At 62.7% G+C, this 22,749-nt stretch carries 22 protein-coding genes; 11 read left to right on the forward strand and 11 right to left on the reverse strand.

What is annotated here, in order from left to right:
- Positions 1 to 3: 3 nt before the first annotated feature.
- The 5 genes from ugpC to Q0949_RS02385 all read right to left on the reverse strand — a co-directional run bounded on the left by ugpC (position 4) and on the right by Q0949_RS02385 (position 6,700).
- Positions 4 to 1,092: a sn-glycerol-3-phosphate ABC transporter ATP-binding protein UgpC gene (gene ugpC, locus Q0949_RS02365; protein ID WP_299368030.1), complete on the reverse strand. Its 1,089-nt coding sequence runs from the start codon at positions 1,090 to 1,092 to the stop codon at positions 4 to 6.
- A gap of 54 nt (positions 1,093 to 1,146) precedes the next feature.
- Positions 1,147 to 2,802 (reverse strand): alpha-amylase family glycosyl hydrolase, encoded by a 1,656-nt coding sequence (locus Q0949_RS02370; RefSeq protein ID WP_299368033.1) that lies wholly within the window; start codon positions 2,800 to 2,802, stop codon positions 1,147 to 1,149.
- 9 nt (positions 2,803 to 2,811) lie between these two features.
- The gene (locus tag Q0949_RS02375) at positions 2,812 to 3,966 is read right to left on the reverse strand and encodes a carbohydrate ABC transporter permease (protein WP_299368036.1); all 1,155 of its coding nucleotides are present in this window, start codon (positions 3,964 to 3,966) and stop codon (positions 2,812 to 2,814) included.
- Between the two features lie 27 nt (positions 3,967 to 3,993).
- The gene (locus tag Q0949_RS02380; protein WP_299368038.1) at positions 3,994 to 5,229 is read right to left on the reverse strand and encodes a sugar ABC transporter permease; all 1,236 of its coding nucleotides are present in this window, start codon (positions 5,227 to 5,229) and stop codon (positions 3,994 to 3,996) included.
- Between the two features lie 112 nt (positions 5,230 to 5,341).
- Positions 5,342 to 6,700, reverse strand: a complete 1,359-nt coding sequence (locus tag Q0949_RS02385; protein ID WP_299368040.1) for an ABC transporter substrate-binding protein — start codon at positions 6,698 to 6,700, stop codon at positions 5,342 to 5,344.
- A gap of 245 nt (positions 6,701 to 6,945) precedes the next feature.
- On the opposite strand from Q0949_RS02385, the gene Q0949_RS02390 reads away from it, so the two are divergent.
- The 4 genes from Q0949_RS02390 to smc all read left to right on the forward strand — a co-directional run bounded on the left by Q0949_RS02390 (position 6,946) and on the right by smc (position 13,338).
- Positions 6,946 to 7,971 carry a substrate-binding domain-containing protein gene (locus tag Q0949_RS02390; RefSeq protein WP_299368043.1) on the forward strand — a complete coding sequence of 342 codons (1,026 nt, stop codon included), beginning with the start codon at positions 6,946 to 6,948 and terminating at the stop codon, positions 7,969 to 7,971.
- A gap of 2 nt (positions 7,972 to 7,973) precedes the next feature.
- Positions 7,974 to 9,299 (forward strand): GH1 family beta-glucosidase, encoded by a 1,326-nt coding sequence (locus tag Q0949_RS02395; protein WP_299368046.1) that lies wholly within the window; start codon positions 7,974 to 7,976, stop codon positions 9,297 to 9,299.
- Positions 9,300 to 9,334: 35 nt separating this feature from the next.
- The gene (locus Q0949_RS02400) at positions 9,335 to 9,754 is read left to right on the forward strand and encodes a hypothetical protein (protein ID WP_299368049.1); all 420 of its coding nucleotides are present in this window, start codon (positions 9,335 to 9,337) and stop codon (positions 9,752 to 9,754) included.
- Positions 9,755 to 9,882: 128 nt separating this feature from the next.
- A complete protein-coding gene (smc, locus tag Q0949_RS02405; RefSeq protein WP_299368052.1) occupies positions 9,883 to 13,338 on the forward strand; it encodes a chromosome segregation protein SMC in 3,456 nt (1,151 codons plus the stop codon).
- A gap of 6 nt (positions 13,339 to 13,344) precedes the next feature.
- Here the strand turns inward: smc and Q0949_RS02410 are convergent, their stop codons facing one another.
- Genes Q0949_RS02410 through Q0949_RS02420 form a run of 3 tightly spaced genes read right to left on the reverse strand, consistent with a single transcriptional unit; the run spans position 13,345 to position 16,351 of the window.
- Complete coding sequence (locus Q0949_RS02410; RefSeq protein WP_299368055.1) at positions 13,345 to 14,517, reverse strand: lytic murein transglycosylase; 1,173 nt, start codon at positions 14,515 to 14,517, stop codon at positions 13,345 to 13,347.
- Entirely contained in the window at positions 14,505 to 15,395 is an 891-nt protein-coding gene (cbiB, locus tag Q0949_RS02415) for an adenosylcobinamide-phosphate synthase CbiB (protein ID WP_299369473.1), read from the reverse strand. The genes Q0949_RS02410 and cbiB overlap by 13 nt, the downstream gene beginning before the upstream one ends.
- A 17-nt stretch (positions 15,396 to 15,412) precedes the next feature.
- Positions 15,413 to 16,351, reverse strand: coding sequence for a threonine-phosphate decarboxylase (locus Q0949_RS02420; protein WP_299368058.1), 939 nt, complete (start codon positions 16,349 to 16,351; stop codon positions 15,413 to 15,415).
- A 185-nt stretch (positions 16,352 to 16,536) separates the two neighbouring features.
- Here Q0949_RS02420 and Q0949_RS02425 point away from each other — a divergent pair, with 185 nt between their 5' ends.
- The gene (locus Q0949_RS02425) at positions 16,537 to 16,896 is read left to right on the forward strand and encodes a response regulator (protein WP_299368061.1); all 360 of its coding nucleotides are present in this window, start codon (positions 16,537 to 16,539) and stop codon (positions 16,894 to 16,896) included.
- Here the strand turns inward: Q0949_RS02425 and Q0949_RS02430 are convergent.
- Positions 16,881 to 17,867, reverse strand: a complete 987-nt coding sequence (locus Q0949_RS02430) for a glutathione S-transferase family protein (protein ID WP_299368064.1) — start codon at positions 17,865 to 17,867, stop codon at positions 16,881 to 16,883. The genes Q0949_RS02425 and Q0949_RS02430 overlap by 16 nt on opposite strands.
- 209 nt (positions 17,868 to 18,076) lie before the next feature.
- Here Q0949_RS02430 and Q0949_RS02435 point away from each other — a divergent pair, with 209 nt between their 5' ends.
- Positions 18,077 to 18,427 carry a hypothetical protein gene (locus Q0949_RS02435; protein WP_299368067.1) on the forward strand — a complete coding sequence of 117 codons (351 nt, stop codon included), beginning with the start codon at positions 18,077 to 18,079 and terminating at the stop codon, positions 18,425 to 18,427.
- 20 nt (positions 18,428 to 18,447) lie between these two features.
- Here Q0949_RS02435 and Q0949_RS02440 read toward each other — a convergent pair whose 3' ends face one another.
- Positions 18,448 to 19,617, reverse strand: a complete 1,170-nt coding sequence (locus Q0949_RS02440; protein WP_299368069.1) for a MalY/PatB family protein — start codon at positions 19,615 to 19,617, stop codon at positions 18,448 to 18,450.
- Positions 19,618 to 19,715: 98 nt separating this feature from the next.
- On the opposite strand from Q0949_RS02440, the gene def (Q0949_RS02445) reads away from it, so the two are divergent.
- From def (Q0949_RS02445) to Q0949_RS02465, 5 genes are read left to right on the forward strand one after another with little or no spacing between them, the layout of a single operon-like run.
- Positions 19,716 to 20,240: a peptide deformylase gene (gene def, locus Q0949_RS02445; protein ID WP_299368072.1), complete on the forward strand. Its 525-nt coding sequence runs from the start codon at positions 19,716 to 19,718 to the stop codon at positions 20,238 to 20,240.
- Positions 20,237 to 20,737 (forward strand): peptide deformylase, encoded by a 501-nt coding sequence (gene def / locus Q0949_RS02450; protein ID WP_299368075.1) that lies wholly within the window; start codon positions 20,237 to 20,239, stop codon positions 20,735 to 20,737. Before def (Q0949_RS02445) ends, def (Q0949_RS02450) begins: the two co-directional genes overlap by 4 nt.
- Positions 20,737 to 21,237, forward strand: a complete 501-nt coding sequence (def, locus tag Q0949_RS02455) for a peptide deformylase (RefSeq protein WP_299368078.1) — start codon at positions 20,737 to 20,739, stop codon at positions 21,235 to 21,237. Before def (Q0949_RS02450) ends, def (Q0949_RS02455) begins: the two co-directional genes overlap by 1 nt.
- Before the next feature lies 1 nt (position 21,238).
- Positions 21,239 to 22,144 (forward strand): methionyl-tRNA formyltransferase, encoded by a 906-nt coding sequence (gene fmt, locus Q0949_RS02460; RefSeq protein WP_299368081.1) that lies wholly within the window; start codon positions 21,239 to 21,241, stop codon positions 22,142 to 22,144.
- 15 nt (positions 22,145 to 22,159) lie between these two features.
- Positions 22,160 to 22,399 carry a hypothetical protein gene (locus Q0949_RS02465; protein WP_299368084.1) on the forward strand — a complete coding sequence of 80 codons (240 nt, stop codon included), beginning with the start codon at positions 22,160 to 22,162 and terminating at the stop codon, positions 22,397 to 22,399.
- Between the two features lie 67 nt (positions 22,400 to 22,466).
- Here the strand turns inward: Q0949_RS02465 and Q0949_RS02470 are convergent, their stop codons facing one another.
- Positions 22,467 to 22,745, reverse strand: a complete 279-nt coding sequence (locus Q0949_RS02470; protein WP_299368087.1) for a hypothetical protein — start codon at positions 22,743 to 22,745, stop codon at positions 22,467 to 22,469.
- Positions 22,746 to 22,749: the final 4 nt, after the last annotated feature.

Here is a 22,749-nt window from a genome sequence, read left to right on the forward strand (position 1 = left end):
CGCTCAGCGGTAGTAGAGCGATGTGCCATTGTGGAAGAGCTGGACCTTGGCCGGGTCAGCGCCGACTTTGACGGTTTTGCCGCGCAGGTCCTGGTGGATGCCGGGCATCTTGGCCAGAACCGCCTGTGCGTCGCCCTCGGCCTTGAAGTAGAGGATTGTCACCTCGCCCAAGGCTTCGGTGAAGTCCACGACGCCCTCATAGACGGCCTCGCCTGTGGTGACGGTCATATCCTCAGGACGGACACCGACATTCACCTTGAGGCCCATGTCGGCATCTGTCGTCGGCACGGCGGAGGACATCATCAAACCGCTGTCCATCTTGACCTTGGTCACCGCGCCGGTTTCCACGATCTCGCCCGGCAGCAGGTTCATAGACGGGGAGCCGATGAACTGGGCCACGAATTCGTTCTCGGGCCGCTCGTACAGCTCCAGCGGGCTGCCCACCTGGGCGATGCCCTTGTTGGCCAGCACGACGATGCGGGTGGCGAGCGTCATCGCCTCCACCTGATCGTGGGTGACGTAGATCATGGTGCTATCGGGCATGGATTCCTTGAGCTGCGCAATCTCGATCCGGGTGGCGACGCGCAGGGCGGCGTCGAGGTTCGAGAGCGGTTCGTCAAAGAGATACACCTTGGGGTCGCGCACGATGGAGCGGCCGATGGCGACCCGTTGACGCTGGCCCCCGGAGAGCGCCTTGGGCAGGCGGTCGAGGTAGGGTTCGAGCTGGAGGATACGCGCGGCCTTGTCGACGGCTGCGTTGATCTCTTCGTTCGACTTTTTGGCCAGCTTGAGCGCAAAGGTCATGTTGTCGCGCACGGTCATGTGCGGATAGAGCGCGTAGGACTGGAACACCATGGCGATGCCGCGCTGTGCCGGGGGCACATCGTTAACGATGGTGCCGTCGATCTCGAGCGTGCCGTCCGAAATCTTTTCCAGCCCGGCGATCATCCGCAGCAGGGTCGACTTGCCACAGCCCGAGGGGCCGACAAAGACGATCAACTCGCCCTTCTGGATGTCGAGGTTGATGTTGTTGAGTACGTTGACCGTGCCACCGTAGGTCTTGGCGACATCGGTCAGTTTCAAATCGGCCATGGTAGTTCCTCCCATCGTCGCCCGTTGGATCGGGCGGGTATTCGTCAGTTGTCTTCAGGTCCTGAGTGACAGGGCCACTTGCCAGGGCCCCAGATGCAGATCGCCGTCGGGGCCGGGGCCCGTGCTGCCCAGTTCGGAGCCGACGGTGACCCAGTCGCCATCCGGCGCCGGAATGGTTGCGGGGTCGTCGCCCAGGTTGAACGCACAGAACAGCGTCTGGTCGCCCGCAGTGCGGGTGAAGTGGATCACCGTGCCGGTTGCCGTCATGTCCGCGTGGTCGCCCTTGACCAGCGCCGGATGCGTGCGCCGGAAGCTGATGGCGCGGCGGTAGTGATGCAGGAGAGCTGCGGGGTCCGCCTCCTGTGCGGCGACCGAGTGGTTCAGGTGTTCGGAGCTGACCGGCAGCCACGGGTGGCCGGTGGAAAAGCCGCCGTTCTGGTTCGACTGTTCCCAGACCATCGGAGTGCGGCACCCGTCGCGGCCCTTGAACTCGGGCCAGAACTCGATCCCGTAGGGGTCTTGCAGATCCTCGAAGGCGACGTCCGCTTCGGGCAGGCCAAGTTCTTCGCCCTGGTAGAGGCAGACGGAGCCGCGCAGGCACAGGATCAGCGTCGCATAGGCGCGCGCAGCTGCGGGTGTCAGGTTCCAGCGGCTGATGTGGCGCATGACGTCGTGGTTGGAAAACGCCCAGCAGGCCCAGCCTTGGGCGGCGACGGTGTCGACCTCTTCGAACACCTGCGCAATGCGCGCGGCGGTCAGCGGCTCCTTGGCGAGGAATTCGAACGCATAGCACATCTGCACGCCCGTGGTTCCGGCGGTGTATTGGCCCAGCAGTTCCAGCCCGCGTTGGGCATCGCCCACCTCTCCGACGGCGGCGGTGCCGGGGTATTCGTCCAAGAGCGCGCGGAACCGGCCCAGAAACGCGAGGTTCTCGGGCTGGTTCTTGGAATAGATGTGTTCCTGGTGGTTATAGGGGTTTACCGCGGGCGCGATATTGGCGTTCCGCTTTTCCGGGGGCAGGGGCGGATTGCTGCGCAAGTCCTTGTCGGCATAGTAGAAGTTGATCGTGTCGAGGCGGAACCCGTCCACGCCGCGATCCAGCCAGAAGCGCGTGACGTCCAGCAGCGCGTCCTGCACATCCGGGTTGTGGAAGTTCAGGTCGGGTTGCGTCGACAGGAAGTTGTGCAGGTAATACTGCTCGCGCCGCGGTTCCCATGTCCAGGCGGGGCCGCCAAAGATCGATAGCCAGTTGTTGGGCGGCGTGCCGTCGGGCTTGGGGTCGGACCAGACATACCAGTCGGCCTTGTCGCTGTCGCGGCTCTGGATGCTGTCCTGATACCACGGGTGTTCTTCGCTGGTGTGGCTGAGCACCAGATCGATCATTACCCGCAGGCCAAGATTGTGCGCGGTGTCGACCAGCGCGTCGAAATCCGCCAGCGTGCCGAACATCGGGTCCACGTCGCAATAGTTGCTGACGTCATAGCCGAAGTCCTTCATCGGCGAGGTAAAGAACGGTGAGATCCAGATCGCGTCCACACCCAGCGATGCGATATGCGGCAGGCGCTGGACGATGCCCAGAAGGTCGCCGATGCCGTCGCCATTGCTGTCCTGATAGCTGCGCGGATAGATCTGGTAGATGACCGCACCGCGCCACCAATCGGTATCGACGTCCATAACCTTGGGCATGTCGAATTCTGCTTTCTTGTTCATCTTGAACCTTTATTTCACCGAGCCGGCCAAGAGGCCGCGCACGAGGTATTTCTGCATTGCAAAGAAGACGCACAGCGGCACCGCAATCGACACGAAGGCCGCCGTTGCAAGGATTTCCCAGTTGCCGCCCCGAGTGCCCAGCAGGTTCACGATCTGGTCGGTCATCACGGTGGTCTGACCCGTTGAGTCGATCAGGAACACTTTGGCCACGAGCAGGTCGTTCCATGTCCACAGGAACTGGAAGATGGCAAAGGACGCCAAGGCAGGGAACGACAGTGGGAGGATGATCTTGGTAAAGATCTGGAAGTCCGTCGCGCCGTCCACCTTGGCGTTTTCGATGATGTCGCGGGGCAGGCCGACCATGTAGTTTCGCAAGAGGTATATCGCGAGCGGTAGCCCGAACCCTGTATGGGCCAGCCAGACGCCGAGGTAGCCTTTGCCGATGCCGACGCCCACATGCAGTTTCAACAGCGGGATCAGCGCCAGTTGCAGCGGCACCACCAGCAGCCCCACAACGCAGGCAATCAGGATCGCACGGCCGGGAAAGTCCATCCACGCCAGCGCATAGGCGGCAAAGGCCGCGACGACAATGGGAATGATCGTGGCCGGGATCGTGACCGTCAGCGTGTTGAAGAACGCCTTGGCCATGTTGTCGTTGCTGTCACCACTGGTCATGATGTTGACGTAGTTTTCGGTGGTGAATTCGGGCGGCGACACGGCGGTCACAAAGGCGCGTTGCCCGCGGCCCGAGATCTGTTCGTCATTGCCTGACCAGACATAATTGCCGGCTGCATCGACGGAGAATGTCTCTCCGTCGCCCAGATCGGCGACGTCGCCGGGTTTGTAGGCGTCGACGGCGCGCGAGGATGTGCCCCAGCTCTGGATATCGCCAGAGCCGCCGTTTTCCTCGAAGATGTTGCCTTCGACCACGAAGAGCCCGTCGCGTTCGATGCGGTTTTCATCCGGGTCGTTGGCGCGGAAGCGTTCGGTTTGCTCGGACGGGAACAGGGACGCCCACCAGCCCGACCCGGTGATCTGGTCGGCGGTGCGGAAGGAGGACACCAGCAGGCCGAAGGTCGGGAAGACCCACAAGGCGACCAGCAGCACGACCGAGATGTTGACGACCCAGCCAAGGGACGATTTGGAACCAGCAATATTATCCATGATTTTGCTCCTTGCGATCGCGGGCCATCATTTCATCTCCTTGCGGGCGTTGTAGACGTTCCAGATCAGGATCGGGGACACCATGATCATGATCACGATGGCCGCCGCCGATCCGACACCCCAGTCATTGGCGCGGAACAGTTTGTCGAACATGTAGTTGGCGAGAACCTGGGTTTCCCACTGGCCGTTTGTCATGGCGAACACGATGTCAAAGACCTTGAGAACGGTGATGGTGATCGTGGTCCAGACCACGACGATGGTGCCCATGATCTGCGGCACCTTGATCTTGAAGAAGATCTGGAACGGGTTGGCGCCATCGACGATGGCGGCCTCGACCGTTTCCTCGGGGATGCCGCGCAGGGCGGCCGACAGGATCACCATGGCAAAGCCGGTCTGGATCCAGATCAGCACCACCATCAGCAGGAAGGAGTTCCAGAATGGAATGGTCAGCCATGTCTGTGGTTCGCCGTAGGGGTAGTCGAAGGTGAACACGCCGATGAGCGAGGTCAGCGACAGGTAGACGAGGTAAAGTGCGGCCACCCCGACAAAGAGGCGCAGTGGTACAAATCCCGCGCCGCCGCCGTTCTGGCGGCTTTCGGCGATGGGGCGCACGAATATCCAGCCGACATAGGCGACGATGCCCGCAAAGGACAAAAGGATGAGCGTGGGCAGGGCCTGCAACATCAGGAAAGACCCGAAGCCGCCGTCGAATTGCAGCCAGACCGCGTTGAGGATGCCGATCTGGTTCTGATCCGCGGGGCGGGTTTCATAGACCAGTTTGAAGATCACGCCCGCACCGACGAATGAAATCGCCATGGGCATGAAGATCAGGGATTTCGCGATGGACCCCCATTTGATCCGGTCGGTCAGTTGTGCGGCCAGAAGGCCAAAGGCGGTGGAGGCGGCGGGTACGACAATCAGCCACAGCAGGTTGTTGCGCAGCGCCTCCCAGAATTTCGGCTCGGCGGCCATTTGCTGGTAGTTGGCAAGGCCCACAAACGCGCCGCCCTGATCGCGGTCGGTCAGCGACAGGCGCAATGTTTCGAAAACGGGGTAGGCCAGATACAGACCCAGCGCGAACATGGCGGGGAACAGGAACAGCCACGGGCGCACCATGTTGGCGCGGTTGATGTTCCGCCCTGCGTCCGGCCCGGTGGCCGGAAAGATCACCTTGTCCAGGATCTGGTTGGAAAAATAGAAGTAGCCGATGCAACCGCCAACGCCGGCGACGATCGTGATCAATCCTAAGAGTGCGGGGTTCATGGCACGTCTCCCTTGCCAGAGACCAAGTTTGGTCTTGGGTGACCTTGCGGTCTTTGTCTTGGATCAGCCCGCGGCATGCGCGGACTGATCGATGTCGTGAGTGGAGGTGCGCTTACTTGAGCGCGTCCCAGCTGTCCTGGATGTCGGAGGCGACCGCGGCGGCGTCCTTGCCACCGGTATAGTCGACCATGCCGGTCCAGAATGTGCCTGCGCCAACACCGCCGGGCATCAGGTCAGAGCCGTCGAACCGGAATGTGGTGGCACCCAGCAGAACCTCGCCCAGCGACCGCAGCGTGTCGTCCTTGTAGGCGTCGAGGTTCACACCGTTGTGCGGCGTCAGGAAGCCGGTCTGCGCCATCATGATCTCGTGGCTCAGCGGCAGCTGGAAGAACTCCATCAGCGCGTTGGTGGCGTCCGACGGATCGGTGATCGCCATCAGCGTACCGCCGCCCAGAACCGGGTTGCCCAGATCCTTGGAAGCGTAGGAGGGGAAGTAGAAGAAGTTGGTGTCGACACCAAATTCAACATCTTCGGGGAAGAAGGCCGGCACAAACGACGCCTGACGGTGCATGTAGCACTGCGGGGGCGAGGTGAAGAGGCCTTTGGGGCTGTCGCGGAAGTCCGTGGAGGCCACGGCACCCGCGCCGCCTGATACTTTTGCGTCATCGCGTGCAAACCAGCCGAATTCCTCGATCGCGGCGACGACACGGTCGTCGTTGAACGGGATCTCGTTGGTGGTCCACTGGTCATAGACGTCGGGCGACACGGTGCGCAGCATCATGTCCTCGACCCAGTCGGTCGCGGGCCAGCCTGTCGCGGCACCGGATCCCAGACCGATGCACCATGGCACCTCGCCGTCGGCGACGATCTGATCGGTCAGCGCCTTGAGGTCTTCCATGGTCTCGGGCACGTCATAGCCCGCGTCCTCGAAGTTCTCGGGGTTGTACCACACGAGCGACTTGACGTTCACGTTGTAGAAGAAGCCGTACATCTGGTCGTTGCCATCGGCGTCGGCATAGGTGCCCAGATCAACCCAGGACTGGCCCGCCGCATAGTTGTTGGCAACCCAGTCGCCTGTGCCTGCGGGCAGCGGGTGCAGCTGGCCCTTGGAAGCCATGACGGCCGCCAGACCCGGCTGCGGGAACACGGCGACGTTGGGGGCGGAGCCCGCTTCGGCGTCGATCACGATCTGCTGTTCGAACGAATCCGACCCGGTGTAGATCGCGTCCGCGCCTGTGGCCGCTTCGAAATAGGCCAGGGCGTTGTCGAGATACCCGTCCTCGGGTGTCAGCCAGGGGCCAAAGATGGTCACGGTCTGGCCGCTCAGATCCGGAGCGTTTGCCGCCCATGCGTCATAGCTGTCCCAGCTGAACGGGCCTTCACCCGGCGCGAATGCCAGGTGGCCGTCCGCATGCACGGTCGCAGCTGTGATAGCCAACGCTGCGGCGCTGGCCAGAAGTGTCTTGGTCATTTGTATCTTCCTCCCAAAGGTGTCCAAGTGACCGGATGATCAACCGGTCGGAAGCGCGTCTTCAAAGTTGTCAAAGCGCTTTGGAATGCGGTGAACGTCGCTCAAAAAATCGAGTCTGTCAAACGCTGTGCTGTGTTGCGGTGATATTATTTTAACACGGACACGTTCAAACACCGAAGGTTTTGACGCGCGGCTCACACTTGGGTAGCGTCGCCAAAACCAAAACGCTTTGGACCGGAAACGCCGTGAATCTCAAGGAACTCTCTCAATTGCTGGGTCTGAGCCAGACCACGGTCAGCCGTGCGCTGAACGGTTATCCCGAAGTATCGGAGGCCACGCGTGCCCGCGTGGTCGCAGCGGCGCAGGCGCACAGCTACAGCCCGAATACCCGTGCGCAAAGCCTCGCGACCGGGCTGTCGCGCTGTATCGGGCACGTGATTTCGGTGAATGATTCGGGTGAGATGGTGAACCCGATCTTTGGGGATTTCATGGCTGGGGCGGGCGAGACCTATGCCGCGCATGGTTACGACATGATGGTCACCCGCGTGGGCAAGGACGGCGAAGAAGACGTCTATCGCAACCTCAAGGCCCGGGGCGCCGTGGACGGGCTGGTGGTTCACGCGCCGCGCAAAGCCGACCCGCGTTTGCCGCTGCTGACCGAGATCGGGTTGCCGTTTGTGGTGCATGGCCGGTCGACGGGGGCAAGCGTGCCCTATTCGTGGCTCGACGTGAACAACCGGCGCGCGTTCCGCGATGCGGCGGCCTATCTGACCGGGCTGGGCCACCGGCGCATTGCGCTGATCAACGGGCAGGAAGAGCTGGATTTCGCGATTCGCCGCCGTCAGGGATTCGAAGCCGCGCTGGAAGAGGCCGGGATCGCGGTTGATCCGGACCTGATGGCCCGTGGCGAGATGACCGAGGATTACGGCCATGCCTGTGCCGCGCGCATGCTGGATCGGCCGGAGCCGCCCACGGCGTTTCTTGCTGCGTCCATCATCTGCGCCGCCGGCGTGCGCCGTGCGCTGGACGAACGCGGGATGAAGCCGGGGCGCGATGTGTCGATCGTGACCTTTGACGACTGCCTGAGCTATTTCGGCAATGGGGGCGATGTGCCCGTGTTCACGGCCATGCAATCGTCGGTGCGCGCCGCGGGGGCCGCGCTGGCGCAGATGCTGCTGGACCGGATCGCAGACCCCGGCGCGCCCCATCAACAGACCCTGTGGGAGGCCGAGTTCGTCATCGGGTCTTCGACGGATCACTGCAAGGACTGACCATGTTCACCCATTCCCGTTCCGATTTTCCCCAAGGGTTCGTCTTTGGGGCCGCCACCTCTGCGTATCAGATCGAAGGTCATGCCCATGGCGGGGCTGGCCGCACCATCTGGGACGATTTTGCCGCCGGGCCCGGCAATGTCGTGCGCGGCGAGGATGGCGCGCTGGCCTGTGATCACTACCACCGCTACGAGGCGGACCTCGACCTGTTGCAGGCCGCTGGTTTTGACGCCTACCGGTTCTCGACCAGCTGGGCGCGGGTGATGCCGGACGGGCGGACCGTGAATCCCGAAGGGCTGGATTTCTATGACCGGCTGACCGACGCGATGCTGGAGCGGGGTCTGAAACCCTGCGCGACGCTGTATCATTGGGAATTGCCGTCGGCTTTGCAGGACAAGGGCGGGTGGCGCAACCGCGACATCGCCGGATGGCTCGCGGATTTTGCCGAGACGATCATGGGGCGCATCGGCGACCGGATGTATTCGGTCGCCACCATCAACGAGTTCTGGTGCGTGGCGTTCCTGTCGCATTTCCTGGGCCATCACGCGCCGGGGACGCGCGATATCCGTGCGGCGGCGCGTGCGATGCACCACGTTTTGCTAGCCCATGGCACGGCCATCGAACGCATGCGCGGCATGGGGCTGTCCAATCTGGGCGCCGTTTTCAACATGGAGTGGGCGACGCCCGCCGATGACCGCGCGGAGGCAGCGGAGGCGGCGGCACTTTATGATGACTACTACAACCACTTCTACATTTCGGGTGCGTTCAAGGGGCGCTATCCGGACCGTGTGGTGGACGCTCTGGGCCCGCATCTGCCCGACGGATGGCAGGACGATTTCGGGACAATCACTGCGCCGCTCGACTGGGCGGGGGTGAATTACTATACCCGGTCGATCATCGCGCCCAATGATGGGCCATGGCCGCACCACAACAGCGTGCCCGGCCCCCTGCCCAAAACGCAGATGGGGTGGGAGATCTATCCGCAGGGGCTGCGCGATTTTCTGGTGCGGACGGCGGCGGAGTACACGGGTGATTTGCCGCTGTTCGTGACGGAAAACGGGATGTCCAATGCGGACACTGTGGCCGGCGGAGTGGTGCAGGACGATGCGCGCATCGCTTATTTCCAGAGCCACCTGGCCGCCGTTCGGGACGCGATTGCGGCGGGCGTGCCGTTGAAAGGGTACATGGCCTGGTCGCTCATGGACAATTACGAGTGGGCGCTGGGGTACGAGAAACGCTTTGGCCTTGTGCATGTCGATTTCGAGACGTTGGAGCGGACCCCCAAGGCGTCGTGGCACGCCTTCAAGGCGATGCTGGGCGGGGATTAACGGACTGTTAACCACGAACGGCGAAGAGTGAGGTCATGCGTACCCTGTCTTTGTCCGTCCTTGGTGTTCTGCTGTTTGTCCTGCCGTCCTGTCACACGGCGGGCCCGCATTTTCGCGGGTTGCCCGCAACGACCGTCACCGTTGACGGCTCTACCTTTGACGTGCGGGTGAATGGCCGTTTGGCCGAGGCGATCCGCACCAATGTCGAGTACGCGCCCCGGTTTGGTCCCATCAATGCGCGGGCCAAGCGGGCGATGGAGATGGTCAGCGGATGCCCGGTCAAGGAGGTGCGGGGCGATCAGGCGCAGGCGACCGGCATCCTGAAATGCGGCAAGGGTGGCCCGGCGGTTGACCGGTTGAAACCGCAGGGGGAATACGACTGCATCACCCTCGACAGCTATATCAGTCCGGCGACGAATGAACTGGTGCTTGATCTGGATTGCGACCTGATCTGACTTGGATGACCGCAATATCTTGTGGATAAACCGGGTTTGTGCGCATTTTGTGGTGGGTAAGTCGTTGACAGACGCCATGTGTGGCCCGCACGATACCAGCCCAGTGACCACAGCACAGGCCCGGCCCATTGCGCTTTTCGAAACTCAGGCTCACAGGATTCAAATCCTTTGTCGATCCGACCGATCTGATCATCGCGGACGGGCTGACGGGCGTTGTGGGGCCGAACGGGTGCGGCAAATCCAACCTGCTTGAGGCGTTGCGCTGGGTGATGGGGGAAAACCGCCCTACGGCCATGCGCGGTGGCGGGATGGAGGACGTGATCTTTGCCGGGGCAGCGACGCGGCCTGCGCGCAACTTTGCCGAAGTCAGCCTGCATATGGACAATTCCGAACGGCTGGCACCGGCGGGGTTCAATGATCAGGATACGCTGGAAATTGTCCGCCGCATCACGCGCGATGTGGGCAGTGCCTACAAGACCAATGGCAAAGACGTGCGGGCGCGGGATGTGCAGATGCTCTTTGCCGATGCGTCCACCGGGGCGCATTCGCCCGCGCTGGTCCGGCAGGGGCAGATTGCCGAACTGATCAACGCAAAGCCAAAGAACCGCCGCCGCATCCTCGAAGAGGCGGCGGGCATCTCGGGGCTGTACCAGCGGCGGCACGAGGCGGAGCTGAAGCTGAAAGGCGCAGAGCAGAACCTGTCGCGCGTTGATGACGTGATCGAACAGCTGGCCGCGCAACTGGCGCAACTGGCGCGGCAGGCACGTCAGGCGGCGCGGTATCGCGAGATCGGAGAACAGCTGCGCTTGTCCGAGGGGCAGTTGTTGTACCGCCGATGGCGAGAGGCGGACGAAGCCCGCGCGGTGGCGGATGAGGAGCTGCGCGCGCGGACCACAGCGGCGGCGCAGGCCGAAGGGGCGGTGCGGATCAGTGCCAAGGCCCGCCAGACCGCCGAGGACGCGCTGCCGCCGTTGCGCGAGGAAGAGGCGATTGCGGCGGCGGTCCTGCAACGTCTGGCGGTGCAGCGCGACACGCTGAGTGATCAGGAACGGCAAGCGGCACAGACCATCGAGACGCTGACACAGCGGATCGCGCAACTGGGCCGCGACATCGAGCGCGAGGGCGGGTTGAACCGTGACGCGGGCGAAACCATCGAACGGCTCGAATGGGAAGCGGCGGAAATCGCCAAGGCGAGCGAGGGCCATGCCGACCTGCTGGCCGCGGCGGCCGCGGCGGCGCGCGAGGCGGGACAGGTGTTGCAGGCCCGCGAATCGGATCAGTCGGACAAGACCGAAGATGTCGCACGTCTGGCGGCGCGGCACGGGTCGGCGCAGCGTTTGCTGGAAGACAGCCGCAAGGTCGAGCAGCGGTCGGAGGCCGAAGCGGCCAAGGCGCGCGATGCCGTGGCGACCAGCCAGGCGGCGCTGGACAAGGCGGGCACCGATTTCGAAGCGGCGCAGGCGGCGGCAGCCACCGCCGAGGCAACCGCGCGGGCGGCGGATGAGACGCTTGTCGCCGCAGAAGAGGCGCGGGCCGAGACCCAGTCGCGCGAGGCGGATGCACGGGCGGAACGATCCGAAGCCGAGGGCGAAATGAACGCGCTGCGCGCTGAAACCGGGGCGCTTGCCAAACTGGTGCAGCGGGACACGGCAGAGGGTGGCCAGATCCTCGACCGGTTGCAGGTACAGCAGGGGTTTGAAAAGGCGCTGGGCGCGGCCCTTGCCGACGATCTGCGCGCGCCCGAGGTGGATGCGGACGGGCCCTCGGGGTGGTCGGTCCTGCCCGCTTATGGCGTTGTGCAAGCTTTGCCCGATGGGGTGACGCCCCTGACGCAACATGTCTCGGTGCCCGATGTTCTGGTCCGGCGGATGAGCCAGATCGGCATGTGTGATGCCGAGGACGCGGCGCGGTTGCAGCCGCTGTTGCAACCGGGTCAGCGGCTGGTGTCGCCCGAGGGCGATTTGTGGCGGTGGGACGGGTTCCGCGCCTGGGCCGAGGATGCGCCAAGTGCGGCAGCATTGCGTCTGCAACAGCTCAACCGGTTGGAAGAATTGAAACAATCGCTGGAGCGTGCCACGGCACGGGCGGATGGCGCGCGGCAGGCGCACGAGGCGTTGACCGCGCGGATGGCGGAGTTGACGGATGCCGACAAGCGCGCCCGCCATGCCCGGCGCGAGGCGGACCGTATGGTGGCCGACGCCGCCCGCGCGCTGAGCCGGGCCGAGGCGGACCGCAACCTTGCGCAGGGGCGGCTCGAATCGCTTGGGCTGGCCGTCACACGCCATGAAGAGGATGCGATGGGCGCACGGGCCCGCGTGTCAGAGGCGGAAACCGCCCTCGCCGATCTGCCAGATCTGGCGGCGGCCCGCGCCGAGGCAGAAGACCTGCGCATGACGGTCGAGGCGGCGCGGATCACCATGATGTCGCGCCGGTCCGCCCATGATGACTTGCGCCGGACCGGCGAGGCACGCACCAAACGGGCGCAGGAGATCACCAAAGAGGTCAGCGGGTGGAAGCACCGGCTTGAAACCGCGGAACGGCGCACGGCGGAGTTGGTGGAACGCAAGGGCACGTCGGAGGCGGAGTTGAAGGCTGCCGAGGCCACGCCCGCCGAACTGGCCGCCAAGCGCGCAGCACTGGGCGAGGAGATTGCCCGCGCGGAGGCCCGCAAGGCCGAGGCGTCCAACACCTTGTCCGAGGCGGAGGCAAAGCTGCGCGACGCCACCACCGCTGAGCGCGAGAGCGAGCGTCTTGCATCCGAGGCGCGTGAGGCGCGGGCCCGGTCCGAAGCGCGTGCGGAGGCTGCGCGCGAGACGGTTGGCTATGCTGCGGAACGAATCGCTGAAGAGGCGCAGGTGACGCCCAACCAGCTCTTGGGCACGTTGGACATGTCACCCGATGACATCCCTGGCACTCAGGCGCTTGAGGCCGAGGTGAACCGTCTGAAACGTCAGCGCGATGCGCTGGGTGCGGTGAACCTGCGGGCCGAAGAGGACGCCAAGGAGGTGCAGGTCGAACATGACACGCTCGTGGCGGAAAAATCCGACCTCGAGGAGGCAATCAAGACCCTGCGCAGCGGTATTGCCAGCCTCAACCGTGAGGGGCGCGAACGGCTGTTGACGGCGTTCGAGCAGGTCAATTCGAACTTTTCGCTGCTGTTCACGCATCTTTTTGGCGGTGGCGAGGCGAACCTTGTGATGGTCGAGAGCGACGACCCGCTTGAGGCCGGTCTGGAGATCATGTGCCAACCGCCGGGCAAGAAACTGTCGACTCTGAGCCTGTTGTCGGGAGGCGAGCAGACGTTGACGGCCATGGCGTTGATCTTTGCCGTGTTTCTGGCCAACCCGGCGCCGATCTGTGTGCTCGACGAGGTGGACGCGCCGCTGGACGATGCCAACGTCACGCGGTTCTGCGACCTGCTGGACGAGATGTGCCGCCGGACGGACACGCGGTTCCTGATCATCACGCACCATGCGGTGACCATGGCGCGCATGGACCGCTTGTTTGGCGTGACGATGGCCGAACAGGGTGTGAGCCAGTTGGTGTCGGTTGACCTGAAAAAGGCCGAAACGCTGGTCGCCTGACGCAGGTCAGAGCCGCCCGAGCAGGGCCGCCGTGGGCCACGCGTCGGCGGGCAGGCCCAGCCGTTTCTGCTCGGACTGCACCGCGGCACGAGTGCCCGCGCCCAAAATGCCATCGATCTTGCCCACGTTATGTCCGCGCGCCTGAAGCTTGGTCTGGAGGCGTTTCATCTGGTCGCTGTTCAGGCCGGGATCGGGATTGCCAGCGTCATAGACAGGTGCGCCCGCCAGACGGGTCGCGAAGTAGGCGGCTGTCAGCACGTAAGTAAAGCTTTGATTCCACTCGAAATAAGTGCTGAAATTCGGATAGGCGATAAAGGCGGGCCCCTTGTGCCCCTGTGGCAGGATCAGCGACGCGGGCAGGTTCGCAAACTGGCCCTGACGGGGGCGCACGCCCAGTTTTTGCCAGTCGGCGGGCGATTTGACGGTGCCAAGGCCGCTCAGGCTCCAATCCATCTGGGCGGGGACAACCGCCTCTTGCAGCCACGGCTCGCCTGCGCGCCAGCCGAGGTGCTGCAACATCTTGCCCCCAGACATCAACGCATCGGGCGCGGAGGTTTTCAGCCGCACGGCACCGTCGCCATCGCCGTCCACACCGTTCTCGAGAATGTCGGCGGGCAGCATCTGGACCATGCCGATCTCGCCCGCCCAGGCACCCGTCGTGCGGGCGGGGTCAAATGCGCCGCGTGCAAACAGCTCCATCGCGGCAAAGACCTGCGGGCGGAACAGGTCCGGGCGGCGGCAGTCATGGGCCAGCGTCACGAGCGCGTTGGCGGTGTTGAAGTCGCCCTGAAAAGCGCCGTAATCCGTCTCGAACGCCCAGAAGGCCAGCAGGACGTTGCGGTCCAGGCCATAGTCGCGCTCGATCCGATCAAACACGCTGGCATATTGGCGGGCCTTGGCGCGGCCCGCGTCGATGCGGTTCTGCGAGATCAGGCGGCGGGAGAAGTCGACGAAGGGGCGTTGGAATACGCCCTGTGACCGGTCGGCACGCAGGACGGCGTTGTCCTGACGCACACCGGACAGGAACGCGTCGGCGGTACCGGAAGCGATGCCACGCGTAGCCGCCTCCGCCTTGAGGCCTGCCTTGAACGCCGAAAACGACCCGCCGCACTGGGCTGCGGCGAGGCCCGGCAACGCGATCAAGGCCAGCGCAGCGGCACACCGTTTCAAAACACCCATGACATTCCTCCAAACAAAAACAGGACCGCCACGGCGGCCCCCCAAGCCTTCCACACGATCACAACCGCGGCGTCAATGTCGCGCGGGGTCAGCTCACGCCGACCTGATCCGTTCACCCATGCCAGATCGCGCATCTTTCCGTCATAACTGCGCGGCCCTGCAAGGGCGAGCCCCATGCTTTGCGCCATGGCCGCCTCGGGCCAGCCGGCATTGGGGGACCGGTGCAGCGCGGCATCCCGTTTGATCAGCGTCCAAGTGCCGAGCACACCGCCAACGGCGGCGATCAGTAACGCGGTCAGGCGGGCAGGCACCCAGTTGAGCAGATCGTCCAGACGCGCGGCGGCCCAGCCGAATTCGGCGTGCCTGGGTGTCCTATATCCCACCATGCTGTCAGCGGTATTGACGATCTTGTAGATCAGGATGCCGGGCGGCCCTGCGATCAGAAACCAGAAGGCGGGTGCAACCACGCCATCGCTGAAGTTTTCCGACAGGCTCTCGATGGCGGAGCGGGATACCGAAGAAGGGTTGGCGTCCCGCACGTCTCGGCTGACGATCATGGCGACGGCGCGTCGCCCGGCGGCGTCTGACATGCGCAACCCGTCGGCGACGGCGCGGACATGGTCGACAAGCGACCGTTGCGCCAGCAATACGGCGGCGGTCAGCACAGAGATCACCGTGCCAAGTTGGGACAGGAGCAGGCCGAGTATACCGGCACTGGTGACCAGAACGACGACTGCGACGATGCCCATTGCCTTTCGACTTGTTCCGGTATTGAGGTGCGTGTCGAGCGCGCCCACCAATCGTCCCATCAACACGGCAGGGTGAGGCGCACGTGACCACAGCCATCGCGGCTCGCCCAGGACCGCATCAAGCAGCATCGCCACGGCAAGAACACTCACAAGGCGGCCACGAGTTGGTCCCACGCTTCCGGTGCGGGCAGGCCGATCCTGATCCAGTCGGATGCGTATGGAAAGATGCGACTCCAGACGTGGCCCTGTGCGAGGCGCGATTGCCACGCAGCTGCATCGTCCACACGGTAAAGACGGAATAGCGTGGTGCCGCCCAACAGTTCCGCGCCCTTTGCGGTAACGAGCTTGTCCAGTCGCGCTGCATCAACGATTAGCCGTGCGCGGGTTTGATCGGCCCACCCGGTATCCTCCAAGGCCTGTGCGCCGACGTCCATCGCGACGCCAGAGACGGCCCAAGGACCCAGATGGTCGCGCAGATGTGCAATGAGCTGCGCATCACCAATAGCAAACCCAAGCCGCAGCCCGGCCAGCCCCCAAAATTTGCCAAAGCTCTTGAGGATCAGCGTACCGGGGCGGGTTGAGTGACCGATCAGACTTGCCTCAGGCATGACGTCGCAAAAGCTTTCGTCGATGATCCGTAGATCGCCTTGCAGATCATTTGCGGACCAAACGGTACCGTCTGGATTGTTGGGGTGCACCCGCACATCCGCCGACGCGGGCTGATCTGTGACCACCTGCCAGCCGTTCAGGTCAAAGGCTGCGGCATGTTCGTTATAGGTAGGCGCGGGTATGCACACGCGACCCGTGCGCGCGAGCCTTGGGATCTGCGCGATCAAAGCCGACGCACCCGATGCGGCGAGGATGTCGGCACCGTCCGGGACGGACCAGAACGCGCGTGCCGCCCTCAGCAGCCTGTCCATGGCCGCCTGATCCGGCAGCGCGGTCCACGCGTCCTTTGACAGCGCAGGAATTGGGTAGGGTACAGGGTTGATACCGGTGGACAGGTCGACCCAATCCGCCCGCATTCCACCAAACCGGGCAACCGCAGCATCGAGGCCGCCGCCGTGATCACGTGTGGATGCCACCTACAAGGCTCCTGTGTTGACGCTGCCATAGTAGGCGGCAACGCGCCTGCAAAAAGCGGATTGTCGCGCGAAATTCAAGACTGCGCGATCATGTTAATGTGTTTTTACGTTCATTAATCTTTTGTTAATAGGTTAGGCACATCTACCAGCCACGGGGCCGGTGATGATGTGGTGTGGAGTGAAGAATGGACGTTCTGATTGTAGAAAGCCGGGCCGAACTGGGGACGCTGTGGCGTCGCCATCTGGAACGCCAGGGCTTTTCCGTCACGCAGGTAAACAGTCAGGACGAAGCCGTTAATCATCTATCCGAGGAAAATGCCGACATTATCGTGCTGGATCTGGTTCTGTCCCAGGGCAGCGCGTTGGCCGTTGCCGATTTTGCCAGCTTTCGCCGACCCAATGCGCGCGTGATCTTTGTCACCGACACGTCATTCTTTTCAGACGGGTCGATCTTTAACCATGCCAGCAACGCCTGCGCCTTTGTTCCAGCCGGAACACCGCCAGAAGATCTGGCGGCGATGGTCGAGCATTACGGGGTCAGTTGATCCCGTCCATGTGGGGCGTTGAAATCGACTTCCGGGTTAATGGGGATGATCCGGTGCGGATTGATGCTTTCGTGACTGTAATGGTAGTGGCGCACGATGTGATCCATGTTCACGGTGCCCGCAACGCCTGGCCATTGGAATAGCTCGCGCGTATAGGCCCACAGGTTCGGGTAATCCATCAGGCGTTTGCGGTTGCATTTGAAGTGCAGGTGATACACCGGATCAAACCGCACCAGCGTCGTAAACAGCCGCCAGTCCGCTTCGGTGATGCGATCACCCATCAGGTAACGGCGCGTGCTCAGACGGTCTTCGAGCCAGTCCAGCGTGTCGAACAGTGGGTGCACGGCAGCATCATAGGCGTCCTGGGTCGTGGCAAAGCCGGACTTGTAAACGCCGTTGTTCAGCGTGTCGTAGATACGATCGTTGACCGGCGCGATGTCGTCGCGCAGTTCCGCAGGCCAGTAGTCATCCGTGTTGCCCGTAATCGCGTCGAACGCGGTATTGAACATGCGGATGATTTCCGAGCTTTCGTTGCTGACGATGGTATTTTGCGCCTTGTCCCACAGGATGGGCACGGTCACACGACCGGAAAATTTTGGGGCGGCTTTGGTGTAGATGTCGCGGGCAAAAGGCAAGTCGAAGAGTGTATCGCCGGTTGCGCCATGATCATCGGTTTGAAAGGTCCATCCATCGCCCAGCATATCGGGGTGCACGGCGGAGATCGTGATGTGATCCTCAAGGTCTTTGAGTTGGCGAAAGATCAGCGCGCGATGCGCCCATGGGCAGGCATAGGACACATAGAGGTGATAGCGCCCGCTTTCGGCCTTGAAGCCGCCCGTTCCAGACGGGCCCGGATGGCCGTCCGCCGTGATCCAGTTGCGAAACTTGGCAGCCGCGCGTTCGAATTTTCCGCCGCTCGACTTGGTGTCATACCATTTGTCGTGCCATTCGCCGTCCACCAGCAATCCCATTGCATCACTCCCTGTGCTATTGGTCAGACCTAGTGCATCCGGGCAATGCTGCAAATGCAGCATTTCGCGCATGATACCTGCGCCTGCGCACATCGCGAGAGTCACGCGGAAAGCACACTTGCAAAGAGTCGAAAATCTTTTTTTTGAATTAACTGGAAAGAAACTGCGGACGCTTCATCTTGAGCGGCGGGGATAAAAGGAGGTTCGACATGTCGACCTTTGTGCCGAAAGAAGTTCAAGCGGGTCTCGACAGCGCCCGGCTCAATGCTCTGAAAACCGCGTCGCGTTTGCGGCTGTCCGCAGATGGCCAGACCTATCCCGTGCTGCGCATGTGGAAAACCGGCTTCTCACTTGATGCAAATACCGCACCCAACCTTCGCGGTTTTGTTGATCTGTATGATGGCTCGATCCACCTGTTTCAGTGTCTCATCGTTGCATCCGACGATGAGGGCGGCGAAAAGCGATTTGAGTTCAAACGGTTGACCGCTGTATCGACAACCGCTCCGCTCGATTTCGAGCGGAGCGTCGATGCCCCTGTCGCGTTGATCGAAGCGCACTGATCAACCGTACGTTTCCGTACTTACTGTAGGTCGCCGAACGCCTTGGTGAGGCGGTCTACAGCCTCTTGCACGCGACTGCGCGGCGTGGCGATGTTGAAGCGGAGCCAGCTGTCGCCGCCCTTGCCAAAAGTCGGCCCGTGGTTGACGGCGATGCACGCGTCCTGTTCCACACGACTGGTGAATTCCTCGCGCGACATGCCTGTGCCGGCGAAATCCACCCACGAGAGATAGGTCGCATCGAGCTTCATCGATGACAGGCCGGGGATGGCGTTGACACCTTCGTCGAACAGACGGCGATTGCCATCAAGATATTCGATCAATCCATCCACCCATTCGGCACCGTCCGGAGAATAGGCGGCCGTCGCCATAAACAGGCCAAAAGAGTTGGGCGACAGACCAAGCGCCATCATGCGTGCGGCGAACTTGGCGCGAAGATCCGGATCGGCGATGATGACATTGCCCGAATGCGATCCGGCGATGTTGAACGTCTTGGTCGTGGCCGTCATCATGATCAGCCGGTCTTCGATCCCGTCGATATGTGCCATTGGGATGTGGGTGTTGCCGGGCATGACCAGATCGTGGTGGATCTCGTCGGACACCAGGATCAGGTCGTGACGCTTGGCAAAGGCCGCGACGGCCTGCAATTCCGCCTTGCTCCAGACACAGCCACCGGGATTGTGGGGCGAGCAGAGGATAACCATCCGTTCCGACCCGTCCATCTGTGCGTCATAGGCGTCGAAGTCCATCTCGTAGCGGCCGTTCGTCTGCACCATCTCGCATTCAACCACGCGGCGGCCGTTCGCTTTGATGACCTTGGCAAAGGCGTGGTAGACGGGCGTGAAGAGGACCACGCCGTCCCCCGGCTGGGTAAAGGTATCGACACACATGGCCGTGCCGTTCACCAGCCCGTGCGTGGTAAAGATGTGGTCGGCCTCGACCTGCCAGCCATGCCGTTCCGACATCCACCACTGGATGGCGGCGCGATATTTGCTGTCATCTCCGAAATACCCGATGACACCGTGATCCACCTGCGCCTGTACGCTGTCCAGAATGACCTGCGGCGGGCGGAAATCCATGTCGGCGACCCACATGGCCAACCCGTTCTCGGCCGGAACGCCGTAAATGCTTTCCATCATATCCCATTTGACACAGTGGCTGCCGCGTCGGTCGATCAGGTCGTCAAAGCTCATGTGGGGTCTCCGCCTTTGGTTTTGCGCAGGCTAGCGTGGAGGCGGGCAGGTGCAAGGGGACATTGCGGCCACGGCCCTGTTGTCCTAAATGCAGAAGCATGAAACGCCATATAATCCTGCACCCCGATCCGAGGCTCAAGAAAACCTCTGCCCCTGTTGCAGACCTGTCCGATGCGCTGCGCAGTCTGGCCGACGATATGTTGGAGACGATGTATGACGCGCCGGGCATTGGCCTTGCCGCGCCGCAGGTTGGCGTGCTTGATCGATTGATCGTGCTGGATTGCGTCAAGCTGGACAGCGAGGCGCCGCGCCCCTTGATCATGTTCAATCCCGAGATCGTGGCCGCGTCGGACGAACAGAACGTCTATGAAGAGGGATGCCTGTCGATCCCGGAGCAGTTCGCAGATGTCACGCGGCCCAGGATGGTGCAGGTGCGCTGGATCGACCGCGATGGCAATGAACAGACCGAAGAGATGGACGGGTTGTGGGCGACCTGCGTGCAGCATGAGATCGACCACCTCGATGGCAAACTATTCATCGATCACCTCAAACCGCTCAAGCGGCAGATGATCACGCGCAAGATGGTCAAGCTCAAACGTGAGCGGGCGCGCGAGAAGGCATGAGTTTGCGGCCGATCCTGACCTGGCCCAACCCCTGCCTGTCCATGGTGTGCCGGCCCATCGACGTGATCACGCCTAACATCCGTGCGCTTGCGACGGATATGCTGGACACGATGTATGACGCGCCGGGCCGCGGGCTGGCGGCACCGCAGGTGGGTGAGTTGCTGCGCCTGTTCGTGATGGATGCCGGGTGGAAGGACGGGGCACCCACGCCTGTCGTCTGTATCAACCCTGATCTGCTTGACCGCGAGGACGCCGAAGAAACTGCCGGTGAGGGCTGTCTTTCGCTGCCCGGTGTGACCGCGCAGGTTACGCGGGCGACGGCCATCCGCATGGTGTGGACTGACCTTGACGGGATCGTCCATGATGAACGGCTTTCTGGGTTTTCGGCGCTTTGCGCGCAACACGAGATGGACCATCTGGACGGGATCATGACGCTGGACCGCGTGGACGCGGATCAGCGTGCCGCCCTGATTGCTGAATACGAGGGGCTGCACTGATGGCGATCCGCCCTTTCGTGATGTGGCCGGACAAGCGTTTGCGCACGCCGGCACAGACAGTCGACGAGATCACGGACGAAATCCACGCGATTTGGGCGGATATGGTCGACAGCATGGATGCGATGCCCGGATCAGGCGTCGGGCTGGCCGCGCCGCAGATCGGGGTGATGCTGCGCCTTGCGGTTGTCGATGTCACGCCGGATCGGTCGCGCCGCATCCTTCTGGCCAACCCGGAGGTCCTCGCCGCCGGGTCCGAGATTGAAAAAGGGACCGAGGCCAGCCCCTGCCTACCCGGTGTGGATGCAGAAATCGCACGTCCGGCGACGGTGTCGGTCCGGTTCCTGAACCCGCAGGGCATGATCGACCGCCGCGATTTCGCAGGTCTTGAGGCGCGGTCTGTGCAGCATCAGATCGATCATCTGGCCGGGCGGATGTATTTTGACAATCTGGGCCGGGTCAAACGCGACATGCTGCTGCGCAAAGCGAAGAAGGCCAGGTGACATGCGATTGATCTTTATGGGGACGCCCGATTTCTCGGTTGCCGCACTGGATGCGCTGCATACAGCTGGGCACGAGATCCTGTGTGTCTATTCCCAACCTCCGCGCCCCGCTGGTCGCGGCAATAAGGACCGCCCGAGCCCGGTGCAGGCGCGCGCCGAAGCATTGGGGTTGAAGGTGCGCCATCCGGTGTCGCTGCGCACCGTGGATGCGCAGGCGGAGCTGGCCGCCCTTGAGGCGGATATCGCGGTCGTTGTGGCCTATGGATTGATTCTGCCCCAAGCGGTGCTGGATGCGCCCACCCATGGCTGTCTGAATATCCACGCCAGCCTGTTGCCCCGCTGGCGCGGGGCGGCGCCGATCCACCGGGCGATCATGGCGGGCGATGCCGAGACAGGCGTGTGCATCATGCAGATGGAGGCAGGTCTTGACACCGGCCCTGTACTGTTGCGTGACACGATGCCCATCGGGGCCACTGACACGACCGCCGACCTGCATGACCGCCTTGCCGTGATGGGCGGGCGGATGATCGTCGAGACGCTGGCTCAGTTGGCCGATCTGACGCCCGTACCACAGCCGGAGGCGGGCGTGACCTATGCCCACAAGATCGACAAGGCAGAGGCCGCCATCGACTGGACCAGACCAGCAGAAGAGGTTGGCCGCCAGATCCGTGGCCTGTCCCCGTTTCCAGGTGCGTGGTTTGACCGTGACGGAACCCGCATCAAAGTGCTGGGTGCGCGTCTGGGCCAAGGGTCCGGCGCACCGGGCACGGTTCTGGACGGCGCGTTGACGGTGGCCTGCGGCACCGGTGCCGTGCAACTGACCCGCTTGCAACGCGCGGGCAAAGGCGCGCAGGATGCGGATGTGTTCCTGCGCGGCAAACCGCTGCCTGCGGGCACAGTGCTGTAGCAAAGGACACACCCCATGTTTCCAACCCTGATCGGAACCGTCGTGATCGCAGGCATCGTGGGCTATGTTTCGGAGAAATCCGGCTTTACCCGGAACGGCATTCTGCAATCGATCATCATATGTATCGGTGGCGCGTTTCTGTTTTATTTTGTGCGGCTGATGTTCGGGTTCGGGTTTTCAAGCCCCGGCCTGAACGCGATCGCGTCGTCGATCGGCGCGCTGATCATTGTGCCGACGCATTGGCGCAAAAGATAAACGGCCCAGAGTTTCCTCTGAACCGCCTACCTTGTGTGTGAATGAATGCGGGGGGTGTGCTGACCCGTCAGAACAGCTTTTTCAGGATCAGTTTCTTTTTCACGTCATGTTTGCTGACGTGCTTTTTCTTTTTCGGGCCGTGGTAGGTGTGGCCGTGATGCTTGTGCCCGTGGTGCTTGAGCGCCTTGTATTTCTTTACCTTCAGTTTGAAGTTCGCAGGCTGGATGGTGGCGATTTCGGTGTCGGCGCTGGCCCAGTAGACGTTGGCGCTGGCGGGGCCGAACGTGGTCAAGGTAACGGCCGTGGCCATGGCTGCGATCAGAAGCGGTGTCTTGGCAAGTTTCATTGTC

This window comes from uncultured Tateyamaria sp. (assembly GCF_947487805.1).
GTDB lineage: Bacteria > Pseudomonadota > Alphaproteobacteria > Rhodobacterales > Rhodobacteraceae > Tateyamaria.

Excerpts from the sequence above, each read along its gene's own strand:
- Q0949_RS02440 (WP_299368069.1), bottom strand. The coding sequence starts at position 19,617 with ATGAGCTTTGACGACCTGATCGACCGACGCGGCAGCCACTGTGTCAAA.
- ugpC (WP_299368030.1), bottom strand. The coding sequence starts at position 1,092 with ATGGCCGATTTGAAACTGACCGATGTCGCCAAGACCTACGGTGGCACG.
- def (WP_299368072.1), top strand. The coding sequence starts at position 19,716 with ATGAAACGCCATATAATCCTGCACCCCGATCCGAGGCTCAAGAAAACC.
- Q0949_RS02465 (WP_299368084.1), top strand. The coding sequence starts at position 22,160 with ATGTTTCCAACCCTGATCGGAACCGTCGTGATCGCAGGCATCGTGGGC.
- cbiB (WP_299369473.1), bottom strand. The coding sequence starts at position 15,395 with ATGCTGCTTGATGCGGTCCTGGGCGAGCCGCGATGGCTGTGGTCACGT.
- Q0949_RS02380 (WP_299368038.1), bottom strand. The coding sequence starts at position 5,229 with ATGAACCCCGCACTCTTAGGATTGATCACGATCGTCGCCGGCGTTGGC.
- Q0949_RS02470 (WP_299368087.1), bottom strand. The coding sequence starts at position 22,745 with ATGAAACTTGCCAAGACACCGCTTCTGATCGCAGCCATGGCCACGGCC.
- Q0949_RS02430 (WP_299368064.1), bottom strand. The coding sequence starts at position 17,867 with ATGGGATTGCTGGTGGACGGCGAATGGCACGACAAATGGTATGACACC.
- Q0949_RS02435 (WP_299368067.1), top strand. The coding sequence starts at position 18,077 with ATGTCGACCTTTGTGCCGAAAGAAGTTCAAGCGGGTCTCGACAGCGCC.
- Q0949_RS02370 (WP_299368033.1), bottom strand. The coding sequence starts at position 2,802 with ATGAACAAGAAAGCAGAATTCGACATGCCCAAGGTTATGGACGTCGAT.
- def (WP_299368075.1), top strand. The coding sequence starts at position 20,237 with ATGAGTTTGCGGCCGATCCTGACCTGGCCCAACCCCTGCCTGTCCATG.
- Q0949_RS02410 (WP_299368055.1), bottom strand. The coding sequence starts at position 14,517 with ATGGGTGTTTTGAAACGGTGTGCCGCTGCGCTGGCCTTGATCGCGTTG.
- Q0949_RS02425 (WP_299368061.1), top strand. The coding sequence starts at position 16,537 with ATGGACGTTCTGATTGTAGAAAGCCGGGCCGAACTGGGGACGCTGTGG.
- def (WP_299368078.1), top strand. The coding sequence starts at position 20,737 with ATGGCGATCCGCCCTTTCGTGATGTGGCCGGACAAGCGTTTGCGCACG.
- Q0949_RS02395 (WP_299368046.1), top strand. The coding sequence starts at position 7,974 with ATGTTCACCCATTCCCGTTCCGATTTTCCCCAAGGGTTCGTCTTTGGG.
- Q0949_RS02400 (WP_299368049.1), top strand. The coding sequence starts at position 9,335 with ATGCGTACCCTGTCTTTGTCCGTCCTTGGTGTTCTGCTGTTTGTCCTG.
- Q0949_RS02385 (WP_299368040.1), bottom strand. The coding sequence starts at position 6,700 with ATGACCAAGACACTTCTGGCCAGCGCCGCAGCGTTGGCTATCACAGCT.
- fmt (WP_299368081.1), top strand. The coding sequence starts at position 21,239 with ATGCGATTGATCTTTATGGGGACGCCCGATTTCTCGGTTGCCGCACTG.
- Q0949_RS02375 (WP_299368036.1), bottom strand. The coding sequence starts at position 3,966 with ATGGATAATATTGCTGGTTCCAAATCGTCCCTTGGCTGGGTCGTCAAC.